Source organism: Gemmiger gallinarum, from assembly GCF_014982805.1.
GTDB classification, from domain to species: domain Bacteria; phylum Bacillota; class Clostridia; order Oscillospirales; family Ruminococcaceae; genus Gemmiger; species Gemmiger gallinarum.
Genome location: NZ_JADCKC010000002.1, coordinates 42,447 through 65,904 on the forward strand (window position 1 = coordinate 42,447; position 23,458 = coordinate 65,904).

Annotated in this window: 24 protein-coding genes; 9 read left to right on the top strand and 15 right to left on the bottom strand. The window is 58.7% G+C overall.

Annotated elements, in window-relative coordinates; genetic code table 11:
- Nucleotides 1–125: 125 nt before the first annotated feature.
- From INF35_RS05865 to INF35_RS05895, 7 genes are all read left to right on the top strand, one after another.
- Nucleotides 126–479, top strand: coding sequence for a helix-turn-helix domain-containing protein (locus tag INF35_RS05865; RefSeq protein WP_193500604.1), 354 nt, complete (start codon nt 126–128; stop codon nt 477–479).
- A gap of 4 nt (nt 480–483) precedes the next feature.
- Nucleotides 484–690, top strand: a complete 207-nt coding sequence (locus tag INF35_RS05870) for a hypothetical protein (protein WP_193500605.1) — start codon at nt 484–486, stop codon at nt 688–690.
- Nucleotides 691–702: 12 nt separating this feature from the next.
- Entirely contained in the window at nt 703–963 is a 261-nt protein-coding gene (locus INF35_RS05875; protein ID WP_193500606.1) for a hypothetical protein, read from the top strand.
- A gap of 147 nt (nt 964–1,110) precedes the next feature.
- Nucleotides 1,111–2,199 carry a tyrosine-type recombinase/integrase gene (locus tag INF35_RS05880; protein WP_193500607.1) on the top strand — a complete coding sequence of 363 codons (1,089 nt, stop codon included), beginning with the start codon at nt 1,111–1,113 and terminating at the stop codon, nt 2,197–2,199.
- A 169-nt stretch (nt 2,200–2,368) separates the two neighbouring features.
- Complete coding sequence (locus tag INF35_RS05885) at nt 2,369–3,331, top strand: restriction endonuclease (RefSeq protein WP_193500608.1); 963 nt, start codon at nt 2,369–2,371, stop codon at nt 3,329–3,331.
- Between the two features lie 340 nt (nt 3,332–3,671).
- Nucleotides 3,672–4,427, top strand: coding sequence for an EFR1 family ferrodoxin (locus INF35_RS05890; protein ID WP_193500609.1), 756 nt, complete (start codon nt 3,672–3,674; stop codon nt 4,425–4,427).
- A 311-nt stretch (nt 4,428–4,738) separates the two neighbouring features.
- Nucleotides 4,739–5,626 (top strand): DUF368 domain-containing protein, encoded by an 888-nt coding sequence (locus INF35_RS05895; RefSeq protein ID WP_193500610.1) that lies wholly within the window; start codon nt 4,739–4,741, stop codon nt 5,624–5,626.
- Nucleotides 5,627–5,712: 86 nt separating this feature from the next.
- Here the strand turns inward: INF35_RS05895 and INF35_RS05900 are convergent, their stop codons facing one another.
- Both INF35_RS05900 and INF35_RS05905 read right to left on the bottom strand, forming a co-directional pair.
- A complete protein-coding gene (locus INF35_RS05900; protein WP_193500611.1) occupies nt 5,713–6,363 on the bottom strand; it encodes a YczE/YyaS/YitT family protein in 651 nt (216 codons plus the stop codon).
- 6 nt (nt 6,364–6,369) lie between these two features.
- On the bottom strand, nt 6,370–6,798 hold the full coding sequence (locus tag INF35_RS05905) for a MarR family winged helix-turn-helix transcriptional regulator (protein ID WP_193500612.1): 429 nt from the start codon (nt 6,796–6,798) through the stop codon (nt 6,370–6,372).
- A 265-nt stretch (nt 6,799–7,063) separates the two neighbouring features.
- Here INF35_RS05905 and INF35_RS05910 point away from each other — a divergent pair, with 265 nt between their 5' ends.
- Together INF35_RS05910 and INF35_RS05915 are read left to right on the top strand one after the other, a co-directional pair.
- The gene (locus INF35_RS05910; protein WP_193500613.1) at nt 7,064–7,594 is read left to right on the top strand and encodes a GNAT family N-acetyltransferase; all 531 of its coding nucleotides are present in this window, start codon (nt 7,064–7,066) and stop codon (nt 7,592–7,594) included.
- A complete protein-coding gene (locus tag INF35_RS05915) occupies nt 7,591–8,313 on the top strand; it encodes a DNA alkylation repair protein (RefSeq protein ID WP_193500614.1) in 723 nt (240 codons plus the stop codon). The genes INF35_RS05910 and INF35_RS05915 overlap by 4 nt, the downstream gene beginning before the upstream one ends.
- Nucleotides 8,314–8,414: 101 nt before the next feature.
- On the opposite strand, the gene INF35_RS05920 is transcribed toward INF35_RS05915, so the two are convergent.
- From INF35_RS05920 to INF35_RS05980, 13 genes are all read right to left on the bottom strand, one after another.
- Complete coding sequence (locus tag INF35_RS05920; RefSeq protein WP_193500615.1) at nt 8,415–9,407, bottom strand: Gfo/Idh/MocA family protein; 993 nt, start codon at nt 9,405–9,407, stop codon at nt 8,415–8,417.
- Between the two features lie 36 nt (nt 9,408–9,443).
- Nucleotides 9,444–10,229 (bottom strand): Cof-type HAD-IIB family hydrolase, encoded by a 786-nt coding sequence (locus INF35_RS05925; protein WP_193500616.1) that lies wholly within the window; start codon nt 10,227–10,229, stop codon nt 9,444–9,446.
- A gap of 33 nt (nt 10,230–10,262) precedes the next feature.
- Nucleotides 10,263–11,267 (bottom strand): NAD(P)H-dependent glycerol-3-phosphate dehydrogenase, encoded by a 1,005-nt coding sequence (locus tag INF35_RS05930; RefSeq protein WP_193500617.1) that lies wholly within the window; start codon nt 11,265–11,267, stop codon nt 10,263–10,265.
- Nucleotides 11,268–11,324: 57 nt separating this feature from the next.
- Nucleotides 11,325–11,969 (bottom strand): metallophosphoesterase family protein, encoded by a 645-nt coding sequence (locus INF35_RS05935; RefSeq protein WP_193500618.1) that lies wholly within the window; start codon nt 11,967–11,969, stop codon nt 11,325–11,327.
- The gene (locus INF35_RS05940) at nt 11,966–13,927 is read right to left on the bottom strand and encodes a BMP family ABC transporter substrate-binding protein (RefSeq protein WP_193500619.1); all 1,962 of its coding nucleotides are present in this window, start codon (nt 13,925–13,927) and stop codon (nt 11,966–11,968) included. Before INF35_RS05940 ends, INF35_RS05935 begins: the two co-directional genes overlap by 4 nt.
- An 80-nt stretch (nt 13,928–14,007) precedes the next feature.
- The gene (locus INF35_RS05945) at nt 14,008–14,283 is read right to left on the bottom strand and encodes an HU family DNA-binding protein (RefSeq protein WP_193500620.1); all 276 of its coding nucleotides are present in this window, start codon (nt 14,281–14,283) and stop codon (nt 14,008–14,010) included.
- A 239-nt stretch (nt 14,284–14,522) separates the two neighbouring features.
- On the bottom strand, nt 14,523–17,756 hold the full coding sequence (gene carB / locus INF35_RS05950) for a carbamoyl-phosphate synthase large subunit (protein WP_193500621.1): 3,234 nt from the start codon (nt 17,754–17,756) through the stop codon (nt 14,523–14,525).
- Between the two features lies 1 nt (nt 17,757).
- Nucleotides 17,758–18,879: a carbamoyl phosphate synthase small subunit gene (locus tag INF35_RS05955; RefSeq protein WP_193500622.1), complete on the bottom strand. Its 1,122-nt coding sequence runs from the start codon at nt 18,877–18,879 to the stop codon at nt 17,758–17,760.
- Nucleotides 18,880–18,940: 61 nt separating this feature from the next.
- On the bottom strand, nt 18,941–19,537 hold the full coding sequence (pyrE, locus tag INF35_RS05960) for an orotate phosphoribosyltransferase (protein WP_193500623.1): 597 nt from the start codon (nt 19,535–19,537) through the stop codon (nt 18,941–18,943).
- A gap of 118 nt (nt 19,538–19,655) precedes the next feature.
- Nucleotides 19,656–20,564, bottom strand: a complete 909-nt coding sequence (locus tag INF35_RS05965) for a dihydroorotate dehydrogenase (RefSeq protein WP_193500624.1) — start codon at nt 20,562–20,564, stop codon at nt 19,656–19,658.
- On the bottom strand, nt 20,561–21,331 hold the full coding sequence (locus INF35_RS05970; RefSeq protein WP_328740489.1) for a dihydroorotate dehydrogenase electron transfer subunit: 771 nt from the start codon (nt 21,329–21,331) through the stop codon (nt 20,561–20,563). Before INF35_RS05970 ends, INF35_RS05965 begins: the two co-directional genes overlap by 4 nt.
- Entirely contained in the window at nt 21,312–22,172 is an 861-nt protein-coding gene (gene pyrF, locus INF35_RS05975) for an orotidine-5'-phosphate decarboxylase (protein WP_193500625.1), read from the bottom strand. The genes INF35_RS05970 and pyrF overlap by 20 nt, the downstream gene beginning before the upstream one ends.
- A gap of 36 nt (nt 22,173–22,208) precedes the next feature.
- Nucleotides 22,209–23,405, bottom strand: a complete 1,197-nt coding sequence (locus INF35_RS05980; protein WP_193500626.1) for a dihydroorotase — start codon at nt 23,403–23,405, stop codon at nt 22,209–22,211.
- Nucleotides 23,406–23,458: the final 53 nt, after the last annotated feature.

Sequence of the window (23,458 nt, forward strand, 5' to 3'; positions counted from 1 at the left end):
GTCCGGCCGCACCTCGGTATTCCATTGGTTGGTCGCCCCTGGAATGCCTCTATTATATTCCAACACTTCGGAAATGTCAACGAATAAATTCCGATGTGTTGGAACAATAACCGGAGGTGATATTTGTGCAATTTGCCGAAAGACTACAATCTCTAATGGCGCAAAGGGGAGTATCAAATTATCGGCTATCAAAAGAAATTGGATGTTCTCCAACTACTGTCGGCTATTGGTTGACCGGTAAAAGCGCACCAACATCAGAGTACGTTCAAACACTTGCCGGATACTTTGGTGTCAGCACAGACTATTTAATGGGATCAGACGATACCGACACAGCAGAGAATGATGAAATGGCCGAACTGCTGGAAGAAATACGCAAAAATCCGGAATTGCGCACTTTGTTTTCTATTTCAAAGCGTGCAACTCCGGAGGAAGTCAGACAGTATATTCGATTGATAAAAGCATTACGCGGAGAGGAATAGCGTCATGGGTGAAGTGTTTGTGCGCCTGCGTGATATGCCGATCAAAATCAATGGCATGACAATTATGGATGAAGACGGAAACTATAATGTCTATATCAATAGCCGTCTGGACTGTGATAACCAGCGCAAGGCATACGAGCATGAGCTTGAACACATTCACCGGGACGATTTCTATAATTCCCTGTCCATCCAGGAAGCAGAGGATTTATAAAGGAGAATAAAAATGGATATAGTTGTATTTTTTGTTGTAGGTTTTTTGGCTTATCTGTTGGGTGTTTTTGGATTTGCTCAAATTATTGGAAGTTTGCAAAATGTAAAAAGACGTGGGATTGGAATGACGCTGTACACAATTTGTGTATGGGTTATTATTTTGGGAATCGGATGGTTTATAAGGTATAGTGTTGTGCCAGATCAAAGTTTCGCATATTATCTTGGAACCGGAATTTCTTTTGTTCAAATTTTGTTTTCTGGTAAAATTCAATAACAACATGTCATTAAATGGTGTATAATAGAATAAAAAAAGCGCCCCCGGGCGGATACCGGGGACGCCGTAGATCACAGCCCGAAGGCCGCAGACCCAACATCTGCATTATATCATCTTCGGGCACACAATGCAACCGGAGGTGCTATTATGGGGCGAAAATTGACAGACGGCCTCACGTTGAAGCCGAACGGAACCTATGAACTGATCCGCCGTATTGATGGGAAACGGAAATCATTTTCCAGCAAAACCCCCAGGGAAGTCTGGGAAAAGTATAACGCTTATCTTCGGGCCAGCGATGCTGAACGGGATGAAATCAAGCGCGGTAAAATGTTCTCGGATGTGGCAAAGGAATGGTGGGCAAATAAGGAATCCGAAATTGCTTATGGTTCCAGGCGCACTTATAAATCCGCAATGAAACGTGCCGTTGATGCGCTTGGTCAATGCCGGATCACGTCTATCACTCCTGAGCAATGCAATTCTTTTATTCAAGGACTGAATTTTGCTAGGAAAACGGTTTCCAATCAGCTGTCAGTTCTGAACATGATTTTCAGATACTCTATTGTGCGCGGTTATGCAAAATCAAATCCGTGCCAGTATGTAGAGATCCCATCACACCTTGCACACTCTACAAGGCATCTGCTCACGCCGGAACAGCTGCAGGCTGTAAAGCTGTCTGCCGGTACACCGGACAGCTTGCTTGCACAGCTGATTCTTTACACCGGCACCCGATGCGGGGAAGCCCTCGCGCTGCAGTGGAAAGACGTGGACTTTGAGAATAACCGGATCGGTATTACAAAAGCTGTTGTCCATCACGGCAACTGCCCCGAAATCGAAAAGACAAAGACGCAAGCGGGCATCCGTGTTGTGCCGCTTCTAACGCCTTTGAGAGCGCTGCTTTTGCCGCTTGTTGGAAACCCAGACGATTACATTATCGGGGGCAAAAAGCCGCTGTCTAAGAGCGCTCTGAATCGTTACTGGGAACGTTATATAAAACAGCTCAACGTGGGGCAAATTGACCGGCACCAGATCCGGCACGAATACGCCACAATGCTTTATGAAGCGGGCGTCGATGTTCTTACCGCCAAAACCATTATGGGACACACAGACATTGCCACAACGCAGCGCATTTATACTCATATCCGGGAGTGTCGCATTGACGATGCCCGGAAAAAGCTAGAGGAAATGTCAGACCGTTGGCAGACTTACAAAAATAAATACGTGCAATCGAACTTTTGAATAGAGTTCGAGTCTCGCCACTCCGACCAAAGACGAGTCCTTTTAGGACTCGTCTTTTTTATTTGTCAAATAGTTTTGAACAGTCCAGTCTCTTTTGATGTTGATTGCCATTTCTTGTAAAGCGGTGTATAATTTTGAATATAACCTTATTGTAAAGGAGTTATCTCCGATGGCTATTCCTAAATATGACGAAATGTACCAAGAATTTTTAGAAGCCCTTTCTGATGGCGAATTGCACAAAATCGGAGAGATTCGGGATACCCTTGCACGTGTGTTTAATGTTTCTGCTGAAGAACGAAAGGAACTTTTACCTAGTGGGAAACAGCCACTCTTTAATAACAGAGTGAACTGGACCTCTAGCTACTTGAAACAGGCTGGACTGATTAAAAACTCTGCACGTGGCGTATATCATATTACAGAATCCGGAAAAAGAGCGCTTGCCGCACATGTATCACAGATCGATAACAATTTCCTTATGAGTTTCGATTCGTTTAAGGAGTTCCTCTCTCGTAGTTCTCCTTCAACGACTGATTCTGATGTGGTTACATCTGTTACCAAAATCAATCATTCCTTTGCCCAGCAGCCAGGAACCTCAAGCGAATCACCTCAGGACATTCTGGATGAAGCATATAACAAAATTAAAGCCACACTGATTGAGGATGTCTTATCAGAAATCATGAAGCAGTCCCCAACATTTTTTGAACATCTCGTGGTATACTTATTGACACAGATGGGATATGGTGGCTCTCTTAAAGGCGCTGGCACAGTTACCAGGAGTACCGGGGATGAAGGAATTGACGGAATCATTCGGGAAGATAAATTAGGCTTCAATCTCATTTATATTCAAGCAAAGCGTTGGGATCGCAATAGTACCGTCGGCCGCCCCGACCTTCAAAAATTTGTCGGAGCATTAGCAGGACAAGGGGCAACAAAGGGACTATTTATTACTACTGCACAGTTTACCAAAGAGGCTGTAGAATACGCCAATAAACAGCACACAACTAAAATCATTCTAATTGACGGTATTTCTCTAGCAGAATTAATGATTGAATATAATGTTGGTGTATCTGTTGAAGCCACTTATTCTATCAAGAGAATAGATTCCGATTTTTTTGATGACAGCTTGAATTAAGATGTTTTCCGCTCAAAATATGGATCATTAGATTAGGAACACTGAATTCCACAGATCCTTTAATGCAACTCCGACCATCCCGGAGCGGACTGTGTGCCGTTCCAAAAGCCCGGGCGGGATGCCTGGGCTTTTCTCGTATTCCAACGTCGGGATAGAAATCTTTTACAGGCAGCCGGGAATATTGAAATATCCGCCCCCTGCCGTCCCGCCCGTCACCGCCCCCATTGCACCGGAGCAGTCGGCTTGTAAAGCTTTGCTGTCCCCTCTTCTCCGTCACCCGGTCCGGCCGCGTCTGTCCGGCGCGTTTTCCGGGCCTGCCTTATCAAGGAGGTCGCTTCTTATGATCCTTTACTTTTCCGGAACCGGCAACAGCCGCTACTGCGCCCGCCTGCTGGGAGAAGCCCTGCAGGACGAATGTGTGGACGCCTTTCACTATATCCGCGACGGAATCGCGGGAGAGTTTGCCTCCCGCAAACCGTGGGTCTTTGTCTGCCCTACCTACTGCTGGCAGATTCCCCGCGTCTTTGCCGACTTTATTCGCAGCGCACATTTTTCCGGCAGCCGGGATGCCTATTTCGTCATGACCTGCGGCGGTGAGGTAGGAAATGCCCCCGCCGCCAACCGCACCCTTTGTGCGGAAAAAGCCCTGACCTGCCGCGGCACCTTCTCCATTGTAATGCCGGACAACTATATTGTCCTCTTCCCTGCGCCCACACAGGAGGAAACACAGAAGCTTCTGGCTGCCGCTCCCGCCGCCGTCCGGGCCTGTGCCGACCGCATCCTGGCCGGGCAGAATGCACCCGAGCATACCGCAGGCTTTGCCGACAAGCTCAAATCCGGCATGGTCAACACCCTGTTCTACCGGTTCAACATGCAGCCCAAACGCTTTACCGTGTCCGATGCCTGCGTCTCCTGCGGCAAATGCGAGAAGGTCTGCCCTCTTGGCAACATCCATATGCAGGACGGCAGGCCGGTCTGGGGCAACCACTGCACCCACTGCATGGCCTGCCTCAGCGGCTGCCCTGCCGAGGCCATTGAGTACGGCAAATCCACCCGCGGCAAGGCACGTTACCAGTGCCCCGCCGGGCAGGACTGATCTGCAATGACAAGGACAGCGTTCCTCCTGTCCCCTGTGCGGCTGGAAGAACGCCGTCTTTTTGCCGGTGAGCAGCTGTTTGCCGGCTCGCTCCGAAACTGTTTGTCGTGGAGCGAGCCGAGGCAGCGAAGAATTTTTTTCCTGAAAATTTTCGAGAAATCGCCAAATGATCCTGTTTCCGGCTTGCGTCACAGGCCGGAATACGGTAAATTTAGAAATTGTGGGTCTGCGCCGGAACCGGTCATTCCTTTCCCCCTCAGATCCGCCTTATCCGCTGAAACATTCTCCCACAGAAAGGAAAGCATATTCTTATGAATGCTGTACTGAATATCCTGCGCGGTATCGTCATCGGCATCGCCAACGTCATTCCCGGCGTATCAGGCGGCACCATGGCAGTGTCCATGGGCATCTACGACAAGCTCATCAGCGCTGTCACCGGCCTGTTCAAGCATTTCAAAGACAGCCTGAAACTGCTCATCCCCCTGGGCATCGGCATGGTCATCGGCATCGTGGGCTTCGGCTTTTTGCTGGAATACCTGCTGGCCAACCACGTGCTGGCTACCTGCCTGACCTTTGTGGGCCTGATCCTGGGCGGTCTGCCCATCCTGTGGCTCAGCCTGCAGCGCAACCTGAAAAAGGCTCCCGGCCGTCACATCGGCGCCAGTGAGGTCATCTGCTTCCTGGTCCTGCTGGCCATCGGCATCGGCCTGCCCCTGCTGCAGGGCTCCGAGGGCGCCATCAAAACCCTCTCGATAGACTTCGGCACCATCATCATCCTCTTCCTGCTGGGCCTGATTGCCAGCGCCACCATGGTCATTCCCGGTGTTTCCGGCAGCATGGTCCTGATGGTTCTGGGCTATTACAGCACCATCCTCTCCCTGGTCACCGGCACCGTTACCATGCTCAAGGATCTGGACTTCGGCGGCGTCATTCACAACTGCCTGCTGCTGGTTCCCTTCGCCATCGGCGTGGTGCTGGGCATCTTCCTTATCGCCAAAATCATTGAATATCTCTTCAACCGCTTCCCCTGCCAGACCTATGCGGCCATCATCGGCCTCATCGTCTCCTCCCCCTTTGCCATCCTTTACTCTGCCGACGCACTCAGCGGCTTCTCCGTCCCCGAGCTCATCGTCGGCCTGGTGCTGGCGGCTCTGGGCGCCTGGGTCACCTGGCTCATGGGTTCCAAGGAGGAAGGCTGACAGCCTCTTCCCTGCCCCTTTCCTCTTACATGCAAAAAAGAAGCAGCCCCGCGGGGCTGCTTCTTTTTTTGCAGAATGTGCAGCGCTCAGGCAAAGAGCCGGTCGGCCAGCCGCTTCATGGGCTTGTTGACCTGACGGGCGGTCATGCCCACCAGAATGGCTGCGGCCACGGTGCCTTCCCGCACCCCTTCCAGGGTATGGAGAAACACCAGCGACAGCACCGAAGCGATCACCACCAGGGTGACATCAAAGCCAATTTTGGCGTTGCCAAACTTGACCGGGAACACCTTGCAGACGGCCAGAACCATGCCCTCGCCCGCCAGGGTGACCACGTTTGCGGTGACCTCCATACTGACGCCGATCCCCACCAGCAGGATCCCCACTGCACACAGCAGCCACTGTTCCAGATAGCTTCCCGCCGAAACGCCGTCCAGTGCCCAGACGGCAAAATCGGTGAGGGAGCCGAAAACCAGGGCCACCGGCAGCTGCATAAGCTGGATGAGTTCATATCTTTTGCGCAGCAGCAGAATCTGGAGCAAAATCAGGGTGACATGCAGCATGATGGTGGTGGTGCCCACTGTAAAAGGAATCAGGCGGCTGAGCACATAGGGCAGGCTGGAGATGGGGGAAGTTCCCAGCCCTGCCTTGATGGAAAACGCCACCCCGAAGGCCATGACGGCCAGCCCCATGCAGAGCATCAGATACCGTTTGACCAGATTGACAGCCTTTGTTTGCATTTGGTTTCATTCCTCTTTTCCGTCCGCCGCCACGGTGCGGCAGACCCGTTCCAGCAATGCGCAGAGCTGTGCCGTTTCCTTTGCCGAGAGACCTCTGACTGCATCCCGGTCCACATGGTCAAAGATTGCCTGCATCCGTTCGCCCTGTTCTTTGCCCTTGGGGGTCAGCGTCACAAAGAGAGAGCGGCGGTTGTCCTCATGCCGGGTGCGGCAGACCAGTCCGTCCCGCTCCATCCGCGTCAGAATGCTGCCCACCGTGGCAGGCTCGATCTCACAGCGGGCTGCAATGGATTTCTGGTTGATCTCTCCGCACTCCATCAGGCATTCGAGGATTTTGGGCTGTCCCAGGGAAAGTCCAAGATCCCCAGCCTCGTTCAGAATGCGCCGGTTGACATTGGAATGGGCTTTCATCAGGAGATAATGCAGCGATTCCATGAATTACTCCTTTGGTAAGTATTCTTACAATAACAACACTTATTGTATCTCATTGCTCGGCAAAATCAAGAGGCATTGTGCACAAGCCTGGACAAAGCCGGCCCGTATCCGGTACAGCAAGTTGTGTTTGCCGTCCCCGCCTTTCCCGGGCGAGGAGAAATATGCTATAATTCAGACAGGTTTTATGCCGCTTTCCGGCGGGCTGGCGCGCGGTCCTTCGCCCCGCGCTCCCCGCCCATATCATTGCAGAAGGGAGGGCCTTGCCATGGTTTTGGAGCACCTCTGTCCGCCGTTTTCTGCCGCACGCCTGACCCGGGCCGATCTGCCGGACATCTACCGCCTGTGCCTGGGCAATCCCCAGTACTACCGCTATTGCCCGCCTGCTCCCACTCCCGACAGCATCCGTGCGGATCTTGCAGCCCTGCCTCCCGGGGTCGATGCTTGCTGCAAGTATTTCATCGGTTTCCGGCGGGAGGGCGCCCTGATCGCCGTGGCGGATCTGATCCTGGGATACCCGGATGCTGCCACCGCCTACATCGGGCTGTTCATGGTGGATGCCGCGGTCCAGGGGCAGGGCATCGGCTCCCGGATCTTCTCCGGGCTGGCAGATGCCCTCCGCCAGGAGGGATTTGCCCGGGTCCGCCTTGCCTGCATGCAGGGCAACCGTCAGAGCGAAGGATTCTGGCGGCATAACGGCTTTCTGCCCACCGGAGAGGTCCGTGAGACGGCCCACGGTACCGCCCTGCTTATGCAGCGGGCGCTGCATCCATTGACTGAACGGAGAAAAATGCCATGACTCAGGCTTCTGAAGAGATCCGGACAAGACTGTTTGCCCTGCAGGACAGGGAGTATCAGGCGTTCAACGCCAAACTGCTGCCCACCCTTCCTTCTGAGAAGATCATCGGGGTGCGGATGCCGCTGCTGCGCAAGCTGGCTGCCGAATACCGCGGCACCGAAACCGCCGCAGCGTTTCTTTCCGACCTGCCCCACCAGTATTGCGAGGAAAACCATCTCCACGGCCTTTTGATCTGCGGCCTGCGCGGTTATGACGAGACGGTAGCCGCGCTGGAGGATTTCCTGCCCTGCGTGGACAACTGGGCCACCTGTGACCTGCTGAGTCCCCGCGCCTTCCGCAGCCATCCCGACGCCCTGCCGGGGCAGATCCGCCTCTGGCTGGACAGCGGCAGGACTTACACCATCCGCTTCGCCCTGGGAATGCTGATGCAGTTCTATCTGGACGACCACTTTGACCCGCAATGGCTGGACTGGGCTGCAGCGGTACAAAGCGAGGAATACTACGTCAACATGATGGTGGCCTGGTATTTTGCCACGGCACTGGCCAAGCAGCCGGAGGCCACCCTGCCGGTCCTTGAAACAAACCGCCTTTCCCCCTGGGTCCACAACAAGACCATTCAGAAGGCCATCGAGAGCTACCGCATCTCTCCTGAGCAGAAAGCCTATCTGCGCACGCTGCGCCGCAAGACCGCCGGAACGGCCGTGCCGAAGGGCCGCTGAACCGCCTGTCCGCCATAAATCCACACAGAAACAGCCGCGAAACCTTTTCCGGGGACCATTCCCCAAGGTTCCGCGGCTGTTGTATTGTTCGGAATCCTGTTTTACCCGCAGGTGTTGGCCCGCAGGGCGTCGATCATATCCATGACTGCCAGCGTACGGCGGCGTGCCTGTGCCTCGGCCTGACGGTCCTGTTCAGCCAGGATGCGGGCGAAGGCGGCAAACTCGTAGGCCATGCGGTGGCGGTCTGCCCGGGGGGCGTCGGTGCGAACGCCCCCGTTACGATGGGAGCGGGTGATGCTGTACACCTCTTCCAGCGCATTGGTGCCGCCGTGCAGCACAAGACGGCCCTCAGTCCCCTGGATGACGCAGCCGCACTCCCCGTCCGAGTCCTTGGCGGCCAGGCAGGCGGCCGCAAATTCCGGATACTGCAGCACAGCAAGTCCTGCCGTGTCGATACCCTCCCGTCCCCGGGTGGGATGGTAGGTGCACTGCACCGGGCTGCCCAGCAGCCCCCAGAGATAGTGGAGGTTGTAGACATTCATGTCATACAGCGCGCCGCCTGCACAGGCAGGGTCAAAGGTGGTGTTCCAGATGCCCTGAAGGTAATCGTCGTAGCGGCGGCTGCGGGCACAGAAGCTGGCCATGGCCCCGCGCACCGGACCGATGGCGTCCAGCTGCTCCTGCAAAAAGCGGTAGGCCGGCAGATAGGGCGTGGTGATGGCCTCCAAAAGAAAGACCTGCTTCTCGTCGGCCAGAGCAAAGAGGGCGCGGGCCTCGGCGACAGTGGGGGTGAAGGGCTTTTCCAGAATGACCGAATACCCCGCCTCCATCACCCGCCGGGCAGTGTCGTAGTGAAGATGATTGGCCGTGCCGATATAGACCGCGTCAAAACCGCCCGCGGCCAGCAGCTCGGCTTCGTCGGTGTAAAGGTTGGGAATACCGTACTGCGCCGCCCACTGTTCCGCTTTGGGGCGGCTCTGAGGGCGGCAGCAGAGGGCACAGACCGAGAGCTCGGGCATCTCGTCCAGATGCTGCAAAAACTCCGCCACAATGCGGCTGGTGGAGATCACCGCCAGCTTCATCCGCTTGTCCATGGGGGCTCCTTTCTGTCCGGAAGGGACGCTGTAAACTCAGATCACGCCGAAGTGTTCCAGCGCCCGGGCAACGCCGTCCGCGTCCACATCGGCGGTCACATAGTCTGCCACCTGTTTGACATCGTCGGTGGCGTTGCCCATGGCAACGCCCACCCCCGCATAGCGCAGCATATCGATATCGTTGCCGCCGTCACCAAAGGCCATGGATTCCTCCTGACGGATGCCGTAGCGCTCCAGCGTCTTTTGCAGACCCACCGGCTTGCCGCCGTCGGCGGGAATGATGTCGGTGAAGTAGGGGTTCCAGCGCGCGGCCTTGCAGCCGGGCAGATGCTCCAGCAGGGCAGCCTCCTGCTCTCTGGGCAGGAAAGCACTGAGCTGATAGGTGGTGTGGGTCAGCGAGCGGGCCGGGTCGTCGGTGGGTTCCATGCGGGCGGTGCCGCCCAGCATCTCGTACAGATCCACCACCGGCTGGGTGATGCGGTTGATATAGACATAATCCAGCTCCACAAAGCTGCAGCTCAGCCCCGTCTCCTCCAGATAGGGCAGCAGCATGTGCAGCGAATCGGTGGGGATATGTTCCCGGTGATAGACCCCCTGGGCGTCGTAGCAGTACTGGCCGTTCATGACAACATAGCCGTCAAACTCAAAATCCACCAGGTCCTTGAGGAACTTCATCTGCACCGGCGGACGGCCGCTGGCAATGAACACCTTGACGCCCCGCTCCCGCATGCGGCACAGCGCCTGCTTGGCCGAGTCGGGAATGCGGTGGGTGTGAAAGCTGACCAGGGTTCCGTCAATGTCAAAAAATACTGCCTTGATCATGTCAATCCTTTCTCCGGCAGGAAGGCGCCGGACTTACTCCTTTTTGAGGTTGCGGCCCATCAGCGAAGCCACCGCGTCCCGCGCGGCCAGCTTGCCCGACAGAATGGCATCCACCACATCCACAATGGGCATTTCCACCTTGTACTTTTTCTCCAGGCGTTTGGCCGCGGGCAGGGCGTTGATGCCCTCCACCACCTGGCCCACCTCCGCCTTGGCATCCTCGGCGGACATGCCATGGCCGATGAGCATTCCGGCGTGCAGGTTGCGGCTGTGCATGCTGGTGCATGTGACGATCAGATCCCCCATGCCGGACAGGCCTGCAAAGGTCTCGGCACGGCAGCCCATGGCCATCCCCAGACGGCTGAGCTCGGCATTGCCCCGGGTGATGAGTGCGGCCTTGGCGTTGTCGCCGTAGCCCAGGCCCATGGCAATGCCCACCGACAGGGCAATGACATTCTTGATGGCGCCGCCCAGCTCGGTGCCCAGGCGATCGGTGTTGGTGTAGACGCGGAAGTTCTGGTTATTGAAGATCTTCTGCACTTCCTTAGCGTCCTGCTCCGCCTTGGCTGCCGCCACAATGAGGGTGGGCAGGTCCCGGGCAACTTCCTCCGCATGGGTGGGGCCGGACAGAGCCACCACACGGCAGTGCTCATGGCCGGGCACGTTTTTGAGTTCATCCTCAATGACCTCGGACATGGACATGAGGGTCTTTTCCTCCATGCCCTTGGCCACATCCACGATCAGCTGGCCGTCCACAATGTATTGCGCAGCCTTTTTGGCGGTGGACCGCACAAAGACAGAGGGCACCGCAAACAGCAGCAGGTCCTTGTTCACACACAGCTCGGCCAGGTCGGCGGTGTAGTGCATCGACTCGGGCAGTTCCATGCCCGGCAGGTTGGGATGGCGGCGCGTTGCCCGCAGGTTCTTCAGTTCCTCCGGCAGTGCGCTCCACACAGTTACGTCCTTGCCGTTGACGGCCAGCATCCGCGCCAGCGCGATGCCCCAGGTGCCTGCACCCAATACTCCGACTTTTGTCATAGTTGTTTCCTCCAAGCTGCCGGGCACAGCAGATGGGCCCGGCTGTATTGTACTGGCTTATTTGTGCCCTAAAAAACGTTCCCAAAACGTGGGCTTGATCACGGCCCGCGGTTCCACATCCACCACAAACCGCTCGTAGGCGTTGATGATGCGGGTAGGCCCGTACTGATGCTCCCGCGGGATGTTGGCGCCGTAATTCATATGGATATGCCCGTGCAGCATCAGCTGCGGCTTGTAGGCGTCCAGCAGTTCATGAAACACCGTAAACCCGCGGTGGGGCAGGTCGCTGAGATCGCCGTACCCGTGCATGGGGGCATGGGTGACCACCACATCCACCCCGCCCATCCGGTCGATCCTGCCCCGCAGGCGGCGGATGCGGGCGCGCATCTCGGCCTCGGTAAACTGCCAGGCCCCCTTGCGGTAGCGGCAGCTGCCGCCCAGCCCCACAAAACGCACCCCGTTGTGGACATACACTTCATCATCGATACAGATGGCCCCGCCGGGGGGCTCCCAGTCATAGCTTTCGTCGTGATTTCCATGCACGTAGATCACCGGCATGGGCGCCATGGTGGCGAGAAACGACACGTAATGGGCGCTGAGATCGCCGCAGCAGACGATCATGTCAATGTCTGCAAGCTTTTCCGGCTTATAGTAATCCCACAGGGATTTGCATTCCTCGTCTGCAACCGCCAGGATTTTCATATTTCGCGATCCTCCTCCGGCAGGGAATCCCGATGGATGCCCTGGACCCGGTACATCGGCTTGGATGCCTCGGTCAGCTCCTCATAGGCGGGAATGTGGCCTTCCACCGCATCGCACAGCCAGTCCATATGCAGGATCTGCTCCGGCGAGAATCCCCGCAGCCCCTCATTTTTCAGGCTGCCGTCCTGTGCAACAATGTGGCAGGCAAAGGGATCGATGCTGCCCGACATAATGCCCGACCGCAGCAGAGACGCCAGGCGGCGCAGGTCATGGGGCAGTTCCCGGCTGAGCAGCACGTCGATGACGCCGCTGTTCATCCCCCACCAGTAGTTGATGACGCTGCCGTCGGCACCGGATTTATCGCGGTTCCAGCTTCCGTTCAGCACGCTGCGCACCACATGTTCGTAAAACTGACCCCAGTGCCAGAAGGGTGAGGCCAGGTCCTGAAGCACTCCGCCCGGGCGGATCTGGAAAATGCCGAACTCCCGGCTGGGGCGCCCGGGTGCGGGGGTGTCCCTGCCGGAAACCACCGTAATGCCCCGCGCCGCAAACACCTTGAGAGGATCGCCGGGCAGGCAGGTCCACTGCAGGTCAATTTTGACCCGGGGGTTGACCATCCTTGCGCCAAGGGCAAAGGCATTGATATCGGCAGGCACACCCAGCATGGGATAGTTGGCCACAAATCCCACCCGGTCATTGGCCGCCATGGCGCCCGCAATGGCACCGGTGATGAACTTTGCCTCATAGATCCGGCTGTAATAGGTGCGGATGCTGGCATAGGGCAGGTCCATGGAACAGTTGAGGATACGCACCTCGGGGTGGCGCACCGCTGCCCGCAAACTGGCCCCGGCCAGCTGAGGCGAGGTGGTAAAGACAATGTCCGCCCCCTCGCTGATGGCCTGTTCCACCAGCTGCTCGGCGTTTTTGCCGGGCACTGCACCGTTGTAGGCCGCTGTCTCCACCTTGCCTTCAAACACCTGGTCCAGCTGGGTGCGGCCGAACTCATGGGAGTTGGTCCAGGTACTGGTGGCAGGGGTACGCTCGTTGACAAAAGCCACCCGGAGATGGGTGGGCGCCGCGTTCCGGATGCCGGGCAGGATACGCGCCAGCAGCGGCGTTTCCTCCGGTTCTGCCGGTTTGGTGCTGAGCTTGACCGAGTCCGGCCGTTCCAGCGCCAGAACATCATCCCATACAGCGTCCAGGCATTTGGCGATCTCCGCGGGAGTTTTGTCCAGCATTTCCCGGTAGCCATAGACCTTCAGCAGTACCAGCATCACGTCGCCGGTGGTCAGGCGCATCCGGCCGGCTCCCCGGGCCTCATAGGCCTTTTTGACCCAGTTATAGAGCGAGCGGACATCGGTACGGTCGTCATCGGTCCACTTTTCCCCGGGCTTTTTGCCCATGATCGCCTGCAGGCGGCCATAACCGCCCTCCTGGGTCAGCTGCAGGTAATAGATCTTGCTCAGGCCGTAAAAGTCCATGAACTCGTAGTAGCTGCGGATCCGAGGACGATCGGCATACTGCGGCACCATGCGGATGACATTGGCCGAGATACTGTCGGCATCGAAGTATTTCAGCACGCTGACCCGCTTGTTGCCCTCCTGCACGTAGAAACGGCCCAGGTATTCGTAGCAGCGGATGGGATCGCGGATGCCCTCCTCCAGATGTGCCTGACAAAGGTTGATCCATTTGGAGGCAAACTCGGTATCAATATTCAGCAGCGGCATAAAGTTACTGGCAAATGCCGCTGTACGTCCCGCCGTTTTGGTGCCCACCACCTGGTCCAGCGGGATCTCGATCAGACCCATGGGCAGCTGGGACTCCACATCGGCGTTTTCCAGAATATCATCCAGTACGGGCAGGTAGGGATACCGCCCCGCCGACATAGCTTCCCGATACTCTTTGAGACCCCGCTTTTGCGCATAGGTGTACTCTTCCATTACTTCTTTCCGGTTCATTATACCGCCCCCTTGTCACTCCCACAGACACTGCTAAGAAAAGGACCCCCGCGAGAGGACGCGGAGGTCTTGTAGGGATCTTACTTGCCGACCTTTTCCTTCAGACGGCCGCTCGCCTTGAAACCAGGAATCGCAGTGGGCTCCAGCTGGCTGGCAACTTTGGTCTTGGGGTTGGTGAAACTCTTGGTACGGCGCTGGCGCATTTCAAAACGGCCAAAGCCTGCAATGGTGACCTTCTCGCCCTGTTTCAGTGTTTCACCGATCGTATCAAAAATACCGTCCATAATGGTTTCGACCTCTGCGGCCGAAATGCCGGTGCTTCCCGCAACTTTGGTAATCAACTGAGATCTTGTCATAAACTTTCTTTGCTCCCTAATCCATCTATGATCCTGCGCTTCGCGCAGACAGGCCGCCGGCCGGTCCCATTACAGGGACGGCCGGCAGCACTGCGAATTAACGTAATCAATTATAGAAAAATAAACCCATGTAGGCAAGCATTTTTTTGAAAAAACAAAGGTGCCTGCCAAAAAATCGTCATTTCCGATAAAAACCGGGTTCACAGGAGCGGGGATTTCTGTATATTGTCTGCTCGACCTCAGGATTTTTTGCGATGCAGCGTACTGATATCAATCAATTCACTGCGGCTGACATCGTGGTCGCCACGCAGGGTATCCACCAGCACGCGGGCGGTATCCAGCGCCGTAATGCAGGGGATGGACAGTTCGGTGGCCTTGCGGCGGAACTTGACCGAATCCCGGTGGGGATCACGGCCATGGGGGCTGGTGGAGATGATGTAATCCACCAGTCCGCTTTCCAGCAGATCGATGACGTTGGGGCGCTCCCCGCTCATCTGGCGGACGACGCTGCAGGGGATCATCTGGCTGTTGAAGTAGCGGGCCGTCTCGGCGGTGCCGTAGATCTTGTAGCCGTAATCGTGCAGCTTCCAGGCCAGCTCGGCGGCCTCAGGCTTGTCGCTGTCCTTCACCGAGATGATGACGCAGGAACCGGGGCCGGGGACCTTGAACTGGTATCCCGCACCCACCAGGCCTTTGAGCATAGCCTCGTGGAAGGTGGGGGCAATGCCCAGCACCTCGCCGGTGGACTTCATTTCGGGGCCCAGCATGGTATCCACGCCGTGCAGTTTCAGGAAGCTGTACACCGGCACCTTGACCGCGTAGTAGGGGCTCTTGCCGCCCCGCCACAGACCGGTGCCGTAGCCCATATCCTTGAGCTTTTCACCCAGGGTGCAGCGGACCGCAAGATCCACCATGGGCACGCCGGTGACCTTGCTGATATAGGGCACCGTGCGGGAGGAACGGGGGTTGACCTCGATGACGTAGACCTTGCCGTCCTGCACCGCGTACTGGACGTTGACCAGACCCACGACCTTCAGCTCCCGGGCAAAACGTCCGGTGTAATCCACCAAAGTGTCAATGACCTTCTGGGGGAAGTCGTAGGGCGGGTAGACGCAGATGGAGTCGCCGGAATGGACGCCAGTACGCTCGATCTGCTCCATGATGCCGGGGACCAGGTAGTCCTCGCCGTCACAGATGGCATCCACCTCACACTCGGTGCCGTAGATGTACTTGTCCATCAGCACGGGGTGGGACATATCCACATGGGCGGTGATGACGCCCATATACTCGATGACGTCGGCGGAGTTGTAGGCCACGATCATATTCTGACCGCCCAGCACGTAGGAAGGACGCATGAGAACGGGATAGCCCACCTCCTGAGCTGCCTTGAGGGCCTCGTCCAGGGTATAGACGGTGCGGCCCTCGGGACGAGGAATGCCGCAGCGCTCCAGCAGTTCGTCAAAGCGCTCCCGGTCCTCGGCCTCGTCGATGGCGTCGGCAGGAGTGCCCAGGATGGGCAGGCCCACTTCATCCATGTGCTTGGCCAGTTTGATGGCGGTCTGACCGCCGAACTGCACCAGGCAGGCGTCGGGCTTCTCAGTGGCGATGACGTTGTCCACGCTCTCGGGGTTGAGGGGATCAAAGTAGAGGCGGTCGCCGGTATCGAAGTCGGTGGAGACGGTCTCGGGGTTGTTGTTGACCAGAATGGCCTCGCAGCCGTGCTTTTTCAGCGTCCAGACCGCATGGACCGAGCAGTAGTCGAACTCAATGCCCTGACCGATGCGGATGGGACCGGAACCGAAGACCAGGACCTTCTTCTTTTTGGGGTCACTGTGCTCGGCAATGAACTGGGCGGACTCGTTGTCCCCGTCGCAGGTGGAGTAGAAGTAGGGGGTCTTGGCGGCAAACTCCGCGGCGCAGGTATCCACCATCTTGAAGCCGGCGCGGAAGTTCTCCACCGGCAGCTTGTCGGCGCCGGAAAGGCGCAGGATGGTCTTGTCCAGGAAGCCGTACTTCTTGGCCTCCAGGTACTTCTCTTTGGTCAGCTCGCCTTCCTTGAGGCCCAGCTCCAGATTGGCCAGATGCTGCATCTTGTCCAAAAACCACCAGTCGATCTTGGTGATGTCGTAGATGGTCTGGTGGGGCACACCCCGCTTGAGGGCCTCGTACACGCAGAAGGCGCGCTCGGAGTCCTGCACATGCAGGTGCTCGATGATGTCCTCGGTGGACATTTCCTCAAAGGCAGGCAGGGTCAGGGTGTCCATGCCCAGCTCGGTGGAGGAGACCGCCTTCATCATGGCGTGCTCGAAGTTGTTGCCGATGGCCATGACCTCGCCGGTGGCCATCATCTGGGTGCCCAGGGACTTGTCCGCGTAGACGAACTTGTCAAAGGGCCACTTGGGATATTTGACGACCACGTAGTCCAGAGCCGGCTCAAAGCAGGCGCAGGTCTCGCCGGTAACGTCGTTGGTGATCTCGTCCAAGGTGTAGCCCAGGGCGATCTTGGTGGCAACCTTGGCGATGGGATAGCCGGTGGCCTTGGAGGCCAGAGCCGAGGAACGGGACACACGGGGGTTGACCTCGATGACCGCATACTCGAAGCTGTCCGGCTTGAGGGCAAACTGGCAGTTGCAGCCGCCCTCGATGCCCAGCTCGGTGATGATGTCCAGCGCCGCGGTACGCAGCATCTGGTATTCCTTGTCGGACAGGGTCTGGCTGGGAGCCACGACGATGGAGTCGCCGGTATGGACGCCCACGGGGTCCAGGTTCTCCATGTTACATACGGTGATCACGTTGCCCTTGGCGTCGCGCATCACCTCGTACTCGATCTCTTTCCAGCCGGCGATGCACTTTTCCACCAGGATCTGATGGATGGGAGACAGGCGCAGGCCGTTGGTGGCGATCTCATGCAGCTTTTCCCGGTCCTCGCAGATACCGCCGCCGGTACCGCCCATGGTGAAGGCGGGACGGACGATGACGGGGTAGCCGATGACCTCGGCAAAGTCCAGGGCGTCGTCCAGGTCCTCCACCACCTTGGAGGGGATGATGGGCTGGTGCAGCTTTTCCATGGTGTCTTTGAAAAGCTGACGGTCCTCGGCACGGTCGATGGTGTCGGGACGGCAGGCCAGCAGCCGGACGCCGGAGCGGTCCAGGTAGCCGGAGCGGGCCAGCTCCATGGAGAGGTTCAGACCCATCTGGCCGCCCAGATTGGGCAGGATGGCGTCGGGCTTTTCCTTCTCGATGACCTTTTCAATGACCTCGGCGGTCAGGGGCTCGATATAGACATGGTCGGCGATGTCGGGGTCGGTCATGATGGTGGCGGGGTTGGAGTTGACCAGCACCGTCTCGATGCCCTCGCTCTTGAGAGCGCGGCAGGCCTGGGTGCCGGAATAGTCGAACTCGGCCGCCTGGCCGATGATGATGGGGCCGGAGCCAATGACCAGAACCTTTTTAATACTGGGATCCTTCGGCATTTCACTGGTCTCCTTTCGCTTGTTTCATCCGCCCGACAAAGCGGTCGAACAGGAATTCGGTATCCTTGGGGCCGCCGTTGGCCTCGGGGTGGAACTGCACGGTGAAGCAGTTCCATTTGGTATAGACAACGCCCTCGCAGGTCTTGTCGTTGGCGTTGACATGGCTGACCACGCCCACCTCGGCGGGCAGGGTCTCGCCCATGACGGCATAGCCATGGTTCTGGCTGGTGATGAAGGTGCGGCCGGTCTCAAACTCGGTAACGGGCTGGTTGGCGCCGCGGTGGCCGTACTTGAGCTTGCAGGTCTGGGCCCCCGCCGCCAGGGCGGTGAGCTGATGGCCCAGGCAGATGCCGAAGGCCGGGATGCCGGTGTCCAGCATCTCGCCGATGTTTTTGATGATCTCCACGTTCTCGGCAGGGTCGCCGGGGCCGTTGGACAGCATGAGTCCATCGGCCTTCAGGGCAGCGAGATCCGCAGCGGTGGCCGTGCCGGGCAGCACCGTCACACGGCAGCCGCGCTTGCACAGGCAGCGCACGATGTTATTCTTGCAGCCCAGGTCCAGCAGCGCCACATGCAGGGGCTGCCCCCCTTCCGCCACGCCGGCGGTGGGCTCATAGGTCTCGGGCTCCTTGCAGGTGACGGTGGCGACAGCCTGGGTCACGGCGTAGGGCTTGATCTCGGCCATCAGGGCCGCCAGCTTTTCGGCGTCGGTATTGGGGTCAAACTCAGTGGTGATGGCACCGTTCATGACGCCGCTTTCCCGCAGGGTGCGGGTCAGGTGGCGGGTGTCGATGCCCTCAATGCCGATGATGCCGTTCTGCTTCAAAAACTCGTCCAGCGTCATCTCGCTGCGGAAGTTGCTGGGCGTGGTGCAGGCTTCGCGCACAATGTAGCCCTTGGCCCAGATGCGGCCGCTCTCCTTATCTTCGCTGTTCATGCCGTAGTTGCCGATCAGCGGATAGGTCTGGGTGATGATCTGGCCGTAGTAGCTGGGGTCGGTCAGAGTTTCCTCAAAACCCACCATGCCGGTGGCGAACACGACCTCGCCCACCGTGGTACCGGGGCAGCCGATGCTTTTGCCAGCAAAGACCATCCCGTTTGCCAAAACAAGATATGCGTTCATGTTACCTTTCCTTCCAAAATACCGTGCAATATCCGGATTCCCTCTGTGTTGGCGGCAGACCTTACAGCGTCTGCTTGGCCTGTTCCTTCATTTTGCGGCTGCCCAGATGGACCAGGGGGAGCTTGCCCTCCTTGCAGATGGGGCATTCCTCCGGCAGGTAGTTGGGCAGGTCCAGCTTGAGGGCGCTGGCCAGGATGGGAATGGGAGAGGGCGCCTCGGCGCGGGTGCGGTCGACGACGCAGACGATGCCCAGGCACTCGCAGCCGGCGGCTTCGATGACCTTCTTGGTCTCCAGGCTGGAGATGCCGGTGGTGACCACGTCCTCGGCGATGATGCACTTCTCACCCGGATGCAGCGCAAAGCGCTTGAGGGTCATGACGTTGTCCACACGCTCGGTGAAGATGGCCCGCTTGCCCAGCTGGCGGCCCAGCTCATAGGCATAGACGATGCCGCCCATGGCAGGTCCCACGATGACATCCACATCGGTGTCCTTCAGCTGCTCCGCCACAGAGGCCATGACCTCGGCGCACTTGTCGGGGTACTGCTGCAAAAAGGCCATCTGGCAGTAAGCGCCGGAATGACGGCCGCTGGAAAGCAGGAAGTGACCTTCCAGAAACGCTTCGCACTCTTTCAGAATTTCTTTGTTATCTCTCGCCATAATAATTCCCTCCATACCGCTGTTCCATTGTTGGTCCTATCTTAACACAACCCGCATATACTTGCAAGTTATTCATGAGTTATTCAATAAATATACGTTTTATACACTGTTTATGCAATCAAACACGAGCGCAGCCGCGGATCTCGTCCAGCGTCTTGACGCCGTGGGCGTCCATCCAGGCGCCGATCTCCTTGGTGATGCGCACGCAGGCACCGGGGTCCATGAAGTTGGCGGTGCCAACCTGCACCAGCGTCGCGCCGGCCATGATGAACTCCAGGGCGTCAGCTCCGGTCAGGATGCCGCCCAGGCCCACCACGGGGATGTTCACCGCGCCCACCGCCTGCCAGACCATCCGCAGGGCGATGGGGCGCACCGCCGGGCCGGACAGGCCTGCAAAGACGTTGTCAAAGACGGGGCGGCGCTTTTCCAGATCGATGGCACAGGCCTGGAAGGTGTTGCACAGGCTGATGGCATCGGCACCGGCAGCTTCCACCGCCTTGCACATGTCGGGAATGTTCTCTGCCTGGGGACTGAGCTTGACGATGAGGGGCTTGGTGCAGCGGGCGCGCACCGCAGAGACGACGCCGGAAGCGTCGGCGCAGCGCACACCGTAGGCCAGACCGCCCTGCTTGACGTTGGGGCAGCTGATGTTCAGCTCAATGAAGTCCACATCGGTGGCGGACAGGCGCTCGGCGCCCTCGCAGTATTCCTCCACGCTGTGGCCGCCCAGGTTGGCCCAGGCGCTGGTGCCCAGCTGTTTCATCACCGGCAGCTCATGCTGGATGAAGTGGTCCACGCCGGGGTTCTGCAGGCCGATGGAGTTCATCAGGCCGGAAGGGGTCTCGTGCAGGCGCTCGCCCCGGTTGCCGGGCTGACCGTTGAGGGTCAGGCCCTTGCCGGAGATGCCGCCCAGCAGGCGCAGGTCCTCGATGGCGGCGTATTCCTCGCCGAAGCCGAAGGTGCCGGAAGCCGCGACCACGGGGCCGGCCAGAGTTTTGCCCAGAAAGTTTACATGCAGGTCACTCACAGCTCGAACACCTCCCCGGCATCAAATACAGGCCCGTCCTTGCAGACGGTCTTGGGTCCCACTTTGGTGTGGCAGGTGCAGCCCAGGCAGGCGCCCAGACCGCAGGCCATCTTGTGCTCCAGGCTGGCCTTGCAGGGGGTCCCCGCCGCCGCGCAGAGTTTGGCAACGCCGCGCATCATGACGGTGGGGCCGCAGGTCAGCACCAGGTCGTACTGTTTGGGGTCCAGCAAGTCGGTGACCAGGCCGTGATGGCCTGCCGCGCCGCTGTCGGTGGCAATGGCGATGCTGTTGCAATAGGGTTCAAAGGCATCCATGCCGTAGGGCTGGTCCCGGAAGCCCACCATCAGGTCGGGCTTGCAGCCGGCAGCGGCCAGTTCCTTGCACAGCAGCAGCAGGGGCGCGGTGCCGATGCCGCCGCCCACCACGGCCACGCGGCCTGCCGCGGCAGCCCCGGCCACATCAAAGCCGTTGCCGCAGGGGCCGGTAAGAGTCAGCGTCTGGCCCCAGGCCAGGCGGGCCAGCTTCTGGGTGCCTTCGCCCTTGATCTGATAGAGGAAGGTCAGGGTGCCCTCGACGGTGTCCACATCGTGGACGCTGATGGGGCGGGAGAGCACCGGGCTTTCGTTGGCGGCCCAGGCGCGCAGCATATAGAACTGCCCTGCCTTGGGCATGGGGCCCTCCTTGGGCAGAGCCACCGTCAGGCGGCGGATGTCGGGCATGGGAGCGCTCTGGCGCAGCACCCGGACATTACAGCTTGTTGCACTCACTCTGGATATCCTCCCTCATACGAACACATTCGTTGTAGGCGGCCTCGTCAAAGGCAACGCCGGGCTGCTTCTTCCAGGCCATCAGAATGCCGCGGCTGGAGTTGACCACGCCGCCGTTGCCCTTGTTCATGTACAGAGCAATGTCGCAGGCCTTGCCGCCCTGCGCGCCGTAGCCGGGGATCAGGAAGAAGGTGTTCTTGTAGCGGTCGCGGATCTCGGCAGCTTCCTCGCCGGTGGTGCCGCCGATGACCAGGCCCACGGAAGAGTAGCCCCGCTCGCCCATGTAGTCGGCGCCCAGCTTGGTCAGGGCATCGCCCACCATGGTGTAGACGGTGCGGCCGTCGGACAGGGTCTGATACTCAAAGTCCATGCGGCCGGGGTTGGAGGTACGGCAGAGGACAAACACACCCTTGCCCTGATCCTTGCAGTAGGGCAGATAGGGAACGATGGAGTCCAGGCCCATGTAGGGGGCCAGGGTGACGATGTCGGCCTCGAAGTCGCCGGTGAAGTGGGCCTTGGCGTACATCTCGGCGGTCTTGGCGATGTCGCCGCGCTTGATGTCGGCAATGACCGGCAGACCGGAGGCACGGGCCATCTTGAGGGTCTGCTGGTAGGCCAGCATGCCGTCCATGCCCAGGGACTCATAGTAGGCGATCTGCACCTTGTAGCAGCCCGCCACGCCCTTGGTGGCATCGATGAGGCGGCGGTTGAAGGCCACAATGTTCTCCCCCGCCGTCAGAGCGGTATCGGTCTCGGGCAGGTAAGAGATCTCGGTGTCCAGCCCCACGCAGACGGGGCCGTTCTTTGCAACGCTGTCGTACAGTTTGTCCATGTTGGTCATTGTTTTTCCAGCTCCTTTGTTCTCCTGTGTGTATCCTCAGCCCTTGAAGTCGGCGCTGCGGTAGGTCTCCTTGCCGGCCTTCAGGGTCAGCATGACCTTGCCGTACAGGCTCTGGCCGTCGTAGGGGCAGTTCTTGCTCTTGGAGTGCAGCTCGTCGGCATGCACGGTAAACATATGGTCGATGTCCACCAGCACCAGGTCGGCGTCAAAGCCGGGGATCAGCAGGCCCTTGGTGGTCAGGCCCAGCACGCCGGCAGGGCCGGCGCTCATCAGGGCGCTCAGGTGTTCCAGGGGCAGGCCGCATTCCCGGCAGAGTTTGGTGTAGCAGACGGCAAAGGCGGTCTCCAGCCCTACCATGCCCGCGGCGCCCTTTTCTTTATCCTCGGCAGTGTGGGGGGCGTGGTCGGTGCCGATGCAGCTCACCGTGCCGTTGCGGATGCCCTCCACCAGGGCGTCCACGTCGTCGGCCTTGCGGATGGGCGGGTTAACACGGTACTGCAGGCGGCTGTCGTCAAACCACAGGTGATGGGGCGTGACCTCGCAGGTGACCCGGGCGCCGCTGAACTGGGCCTGACGGATGGTGCGGATGGCCTCCTTGGTGGAGACATGGCACATGTGCAGGCGGGTGCCGTAGTACTGGGCCAGGTGGCAGTTGCGCACCGTCTCGATGTTCTCGGCCAGGCGGTAGTCCCATGGGCTGATCTCCCGGTCCTCGGCGTGGGACATGACGATGAGGCTCCGGTCGGTGGCGATGGCGAAGGCCCGCGCCATAACGGCGTTGTTCATGACGCCGTTGCCGTCCTCCGAGATGCAGCGCAGGTCGTCGGGCAGTTCCAGCAGATGATCCAGCGTCTTGCCGTCAAAGTTTTTGGTGATGGAGATTGTCTGGTTGCAGTCGCACAGGCCCACTTCCTTTGCCTTGGCCATGACCTCATGAGCGATCTCGGCACTGGAGCAGACCGGCTTGGTGTTGGGCATCAGGTTGACGTAGGTGTATCCGCCCGCTGCGGCAGCCGCACTGCCGGTGGCGATGTCCTCCTTGTATTCAAAGCCCGGCGTGCGCCAGTGGCAGTGGGTGTCAATGAAGGCGGGCATCAGGGTAAGGCCCCCGGCATCCACCACCTGCTCCCCTTCCGGGACGGGCAGGTCCACGCCGAAAGCGCGGATCTTTCCGTCGCTGATCCACACGTCGCAGCGGGTGCCGTTTACATCCTTGGCATGTTTGACGATCATCCGTATTACCTCCGTTTTGCGGCCGTTTGACGGCGTTTGGGCAAAAAAAAACT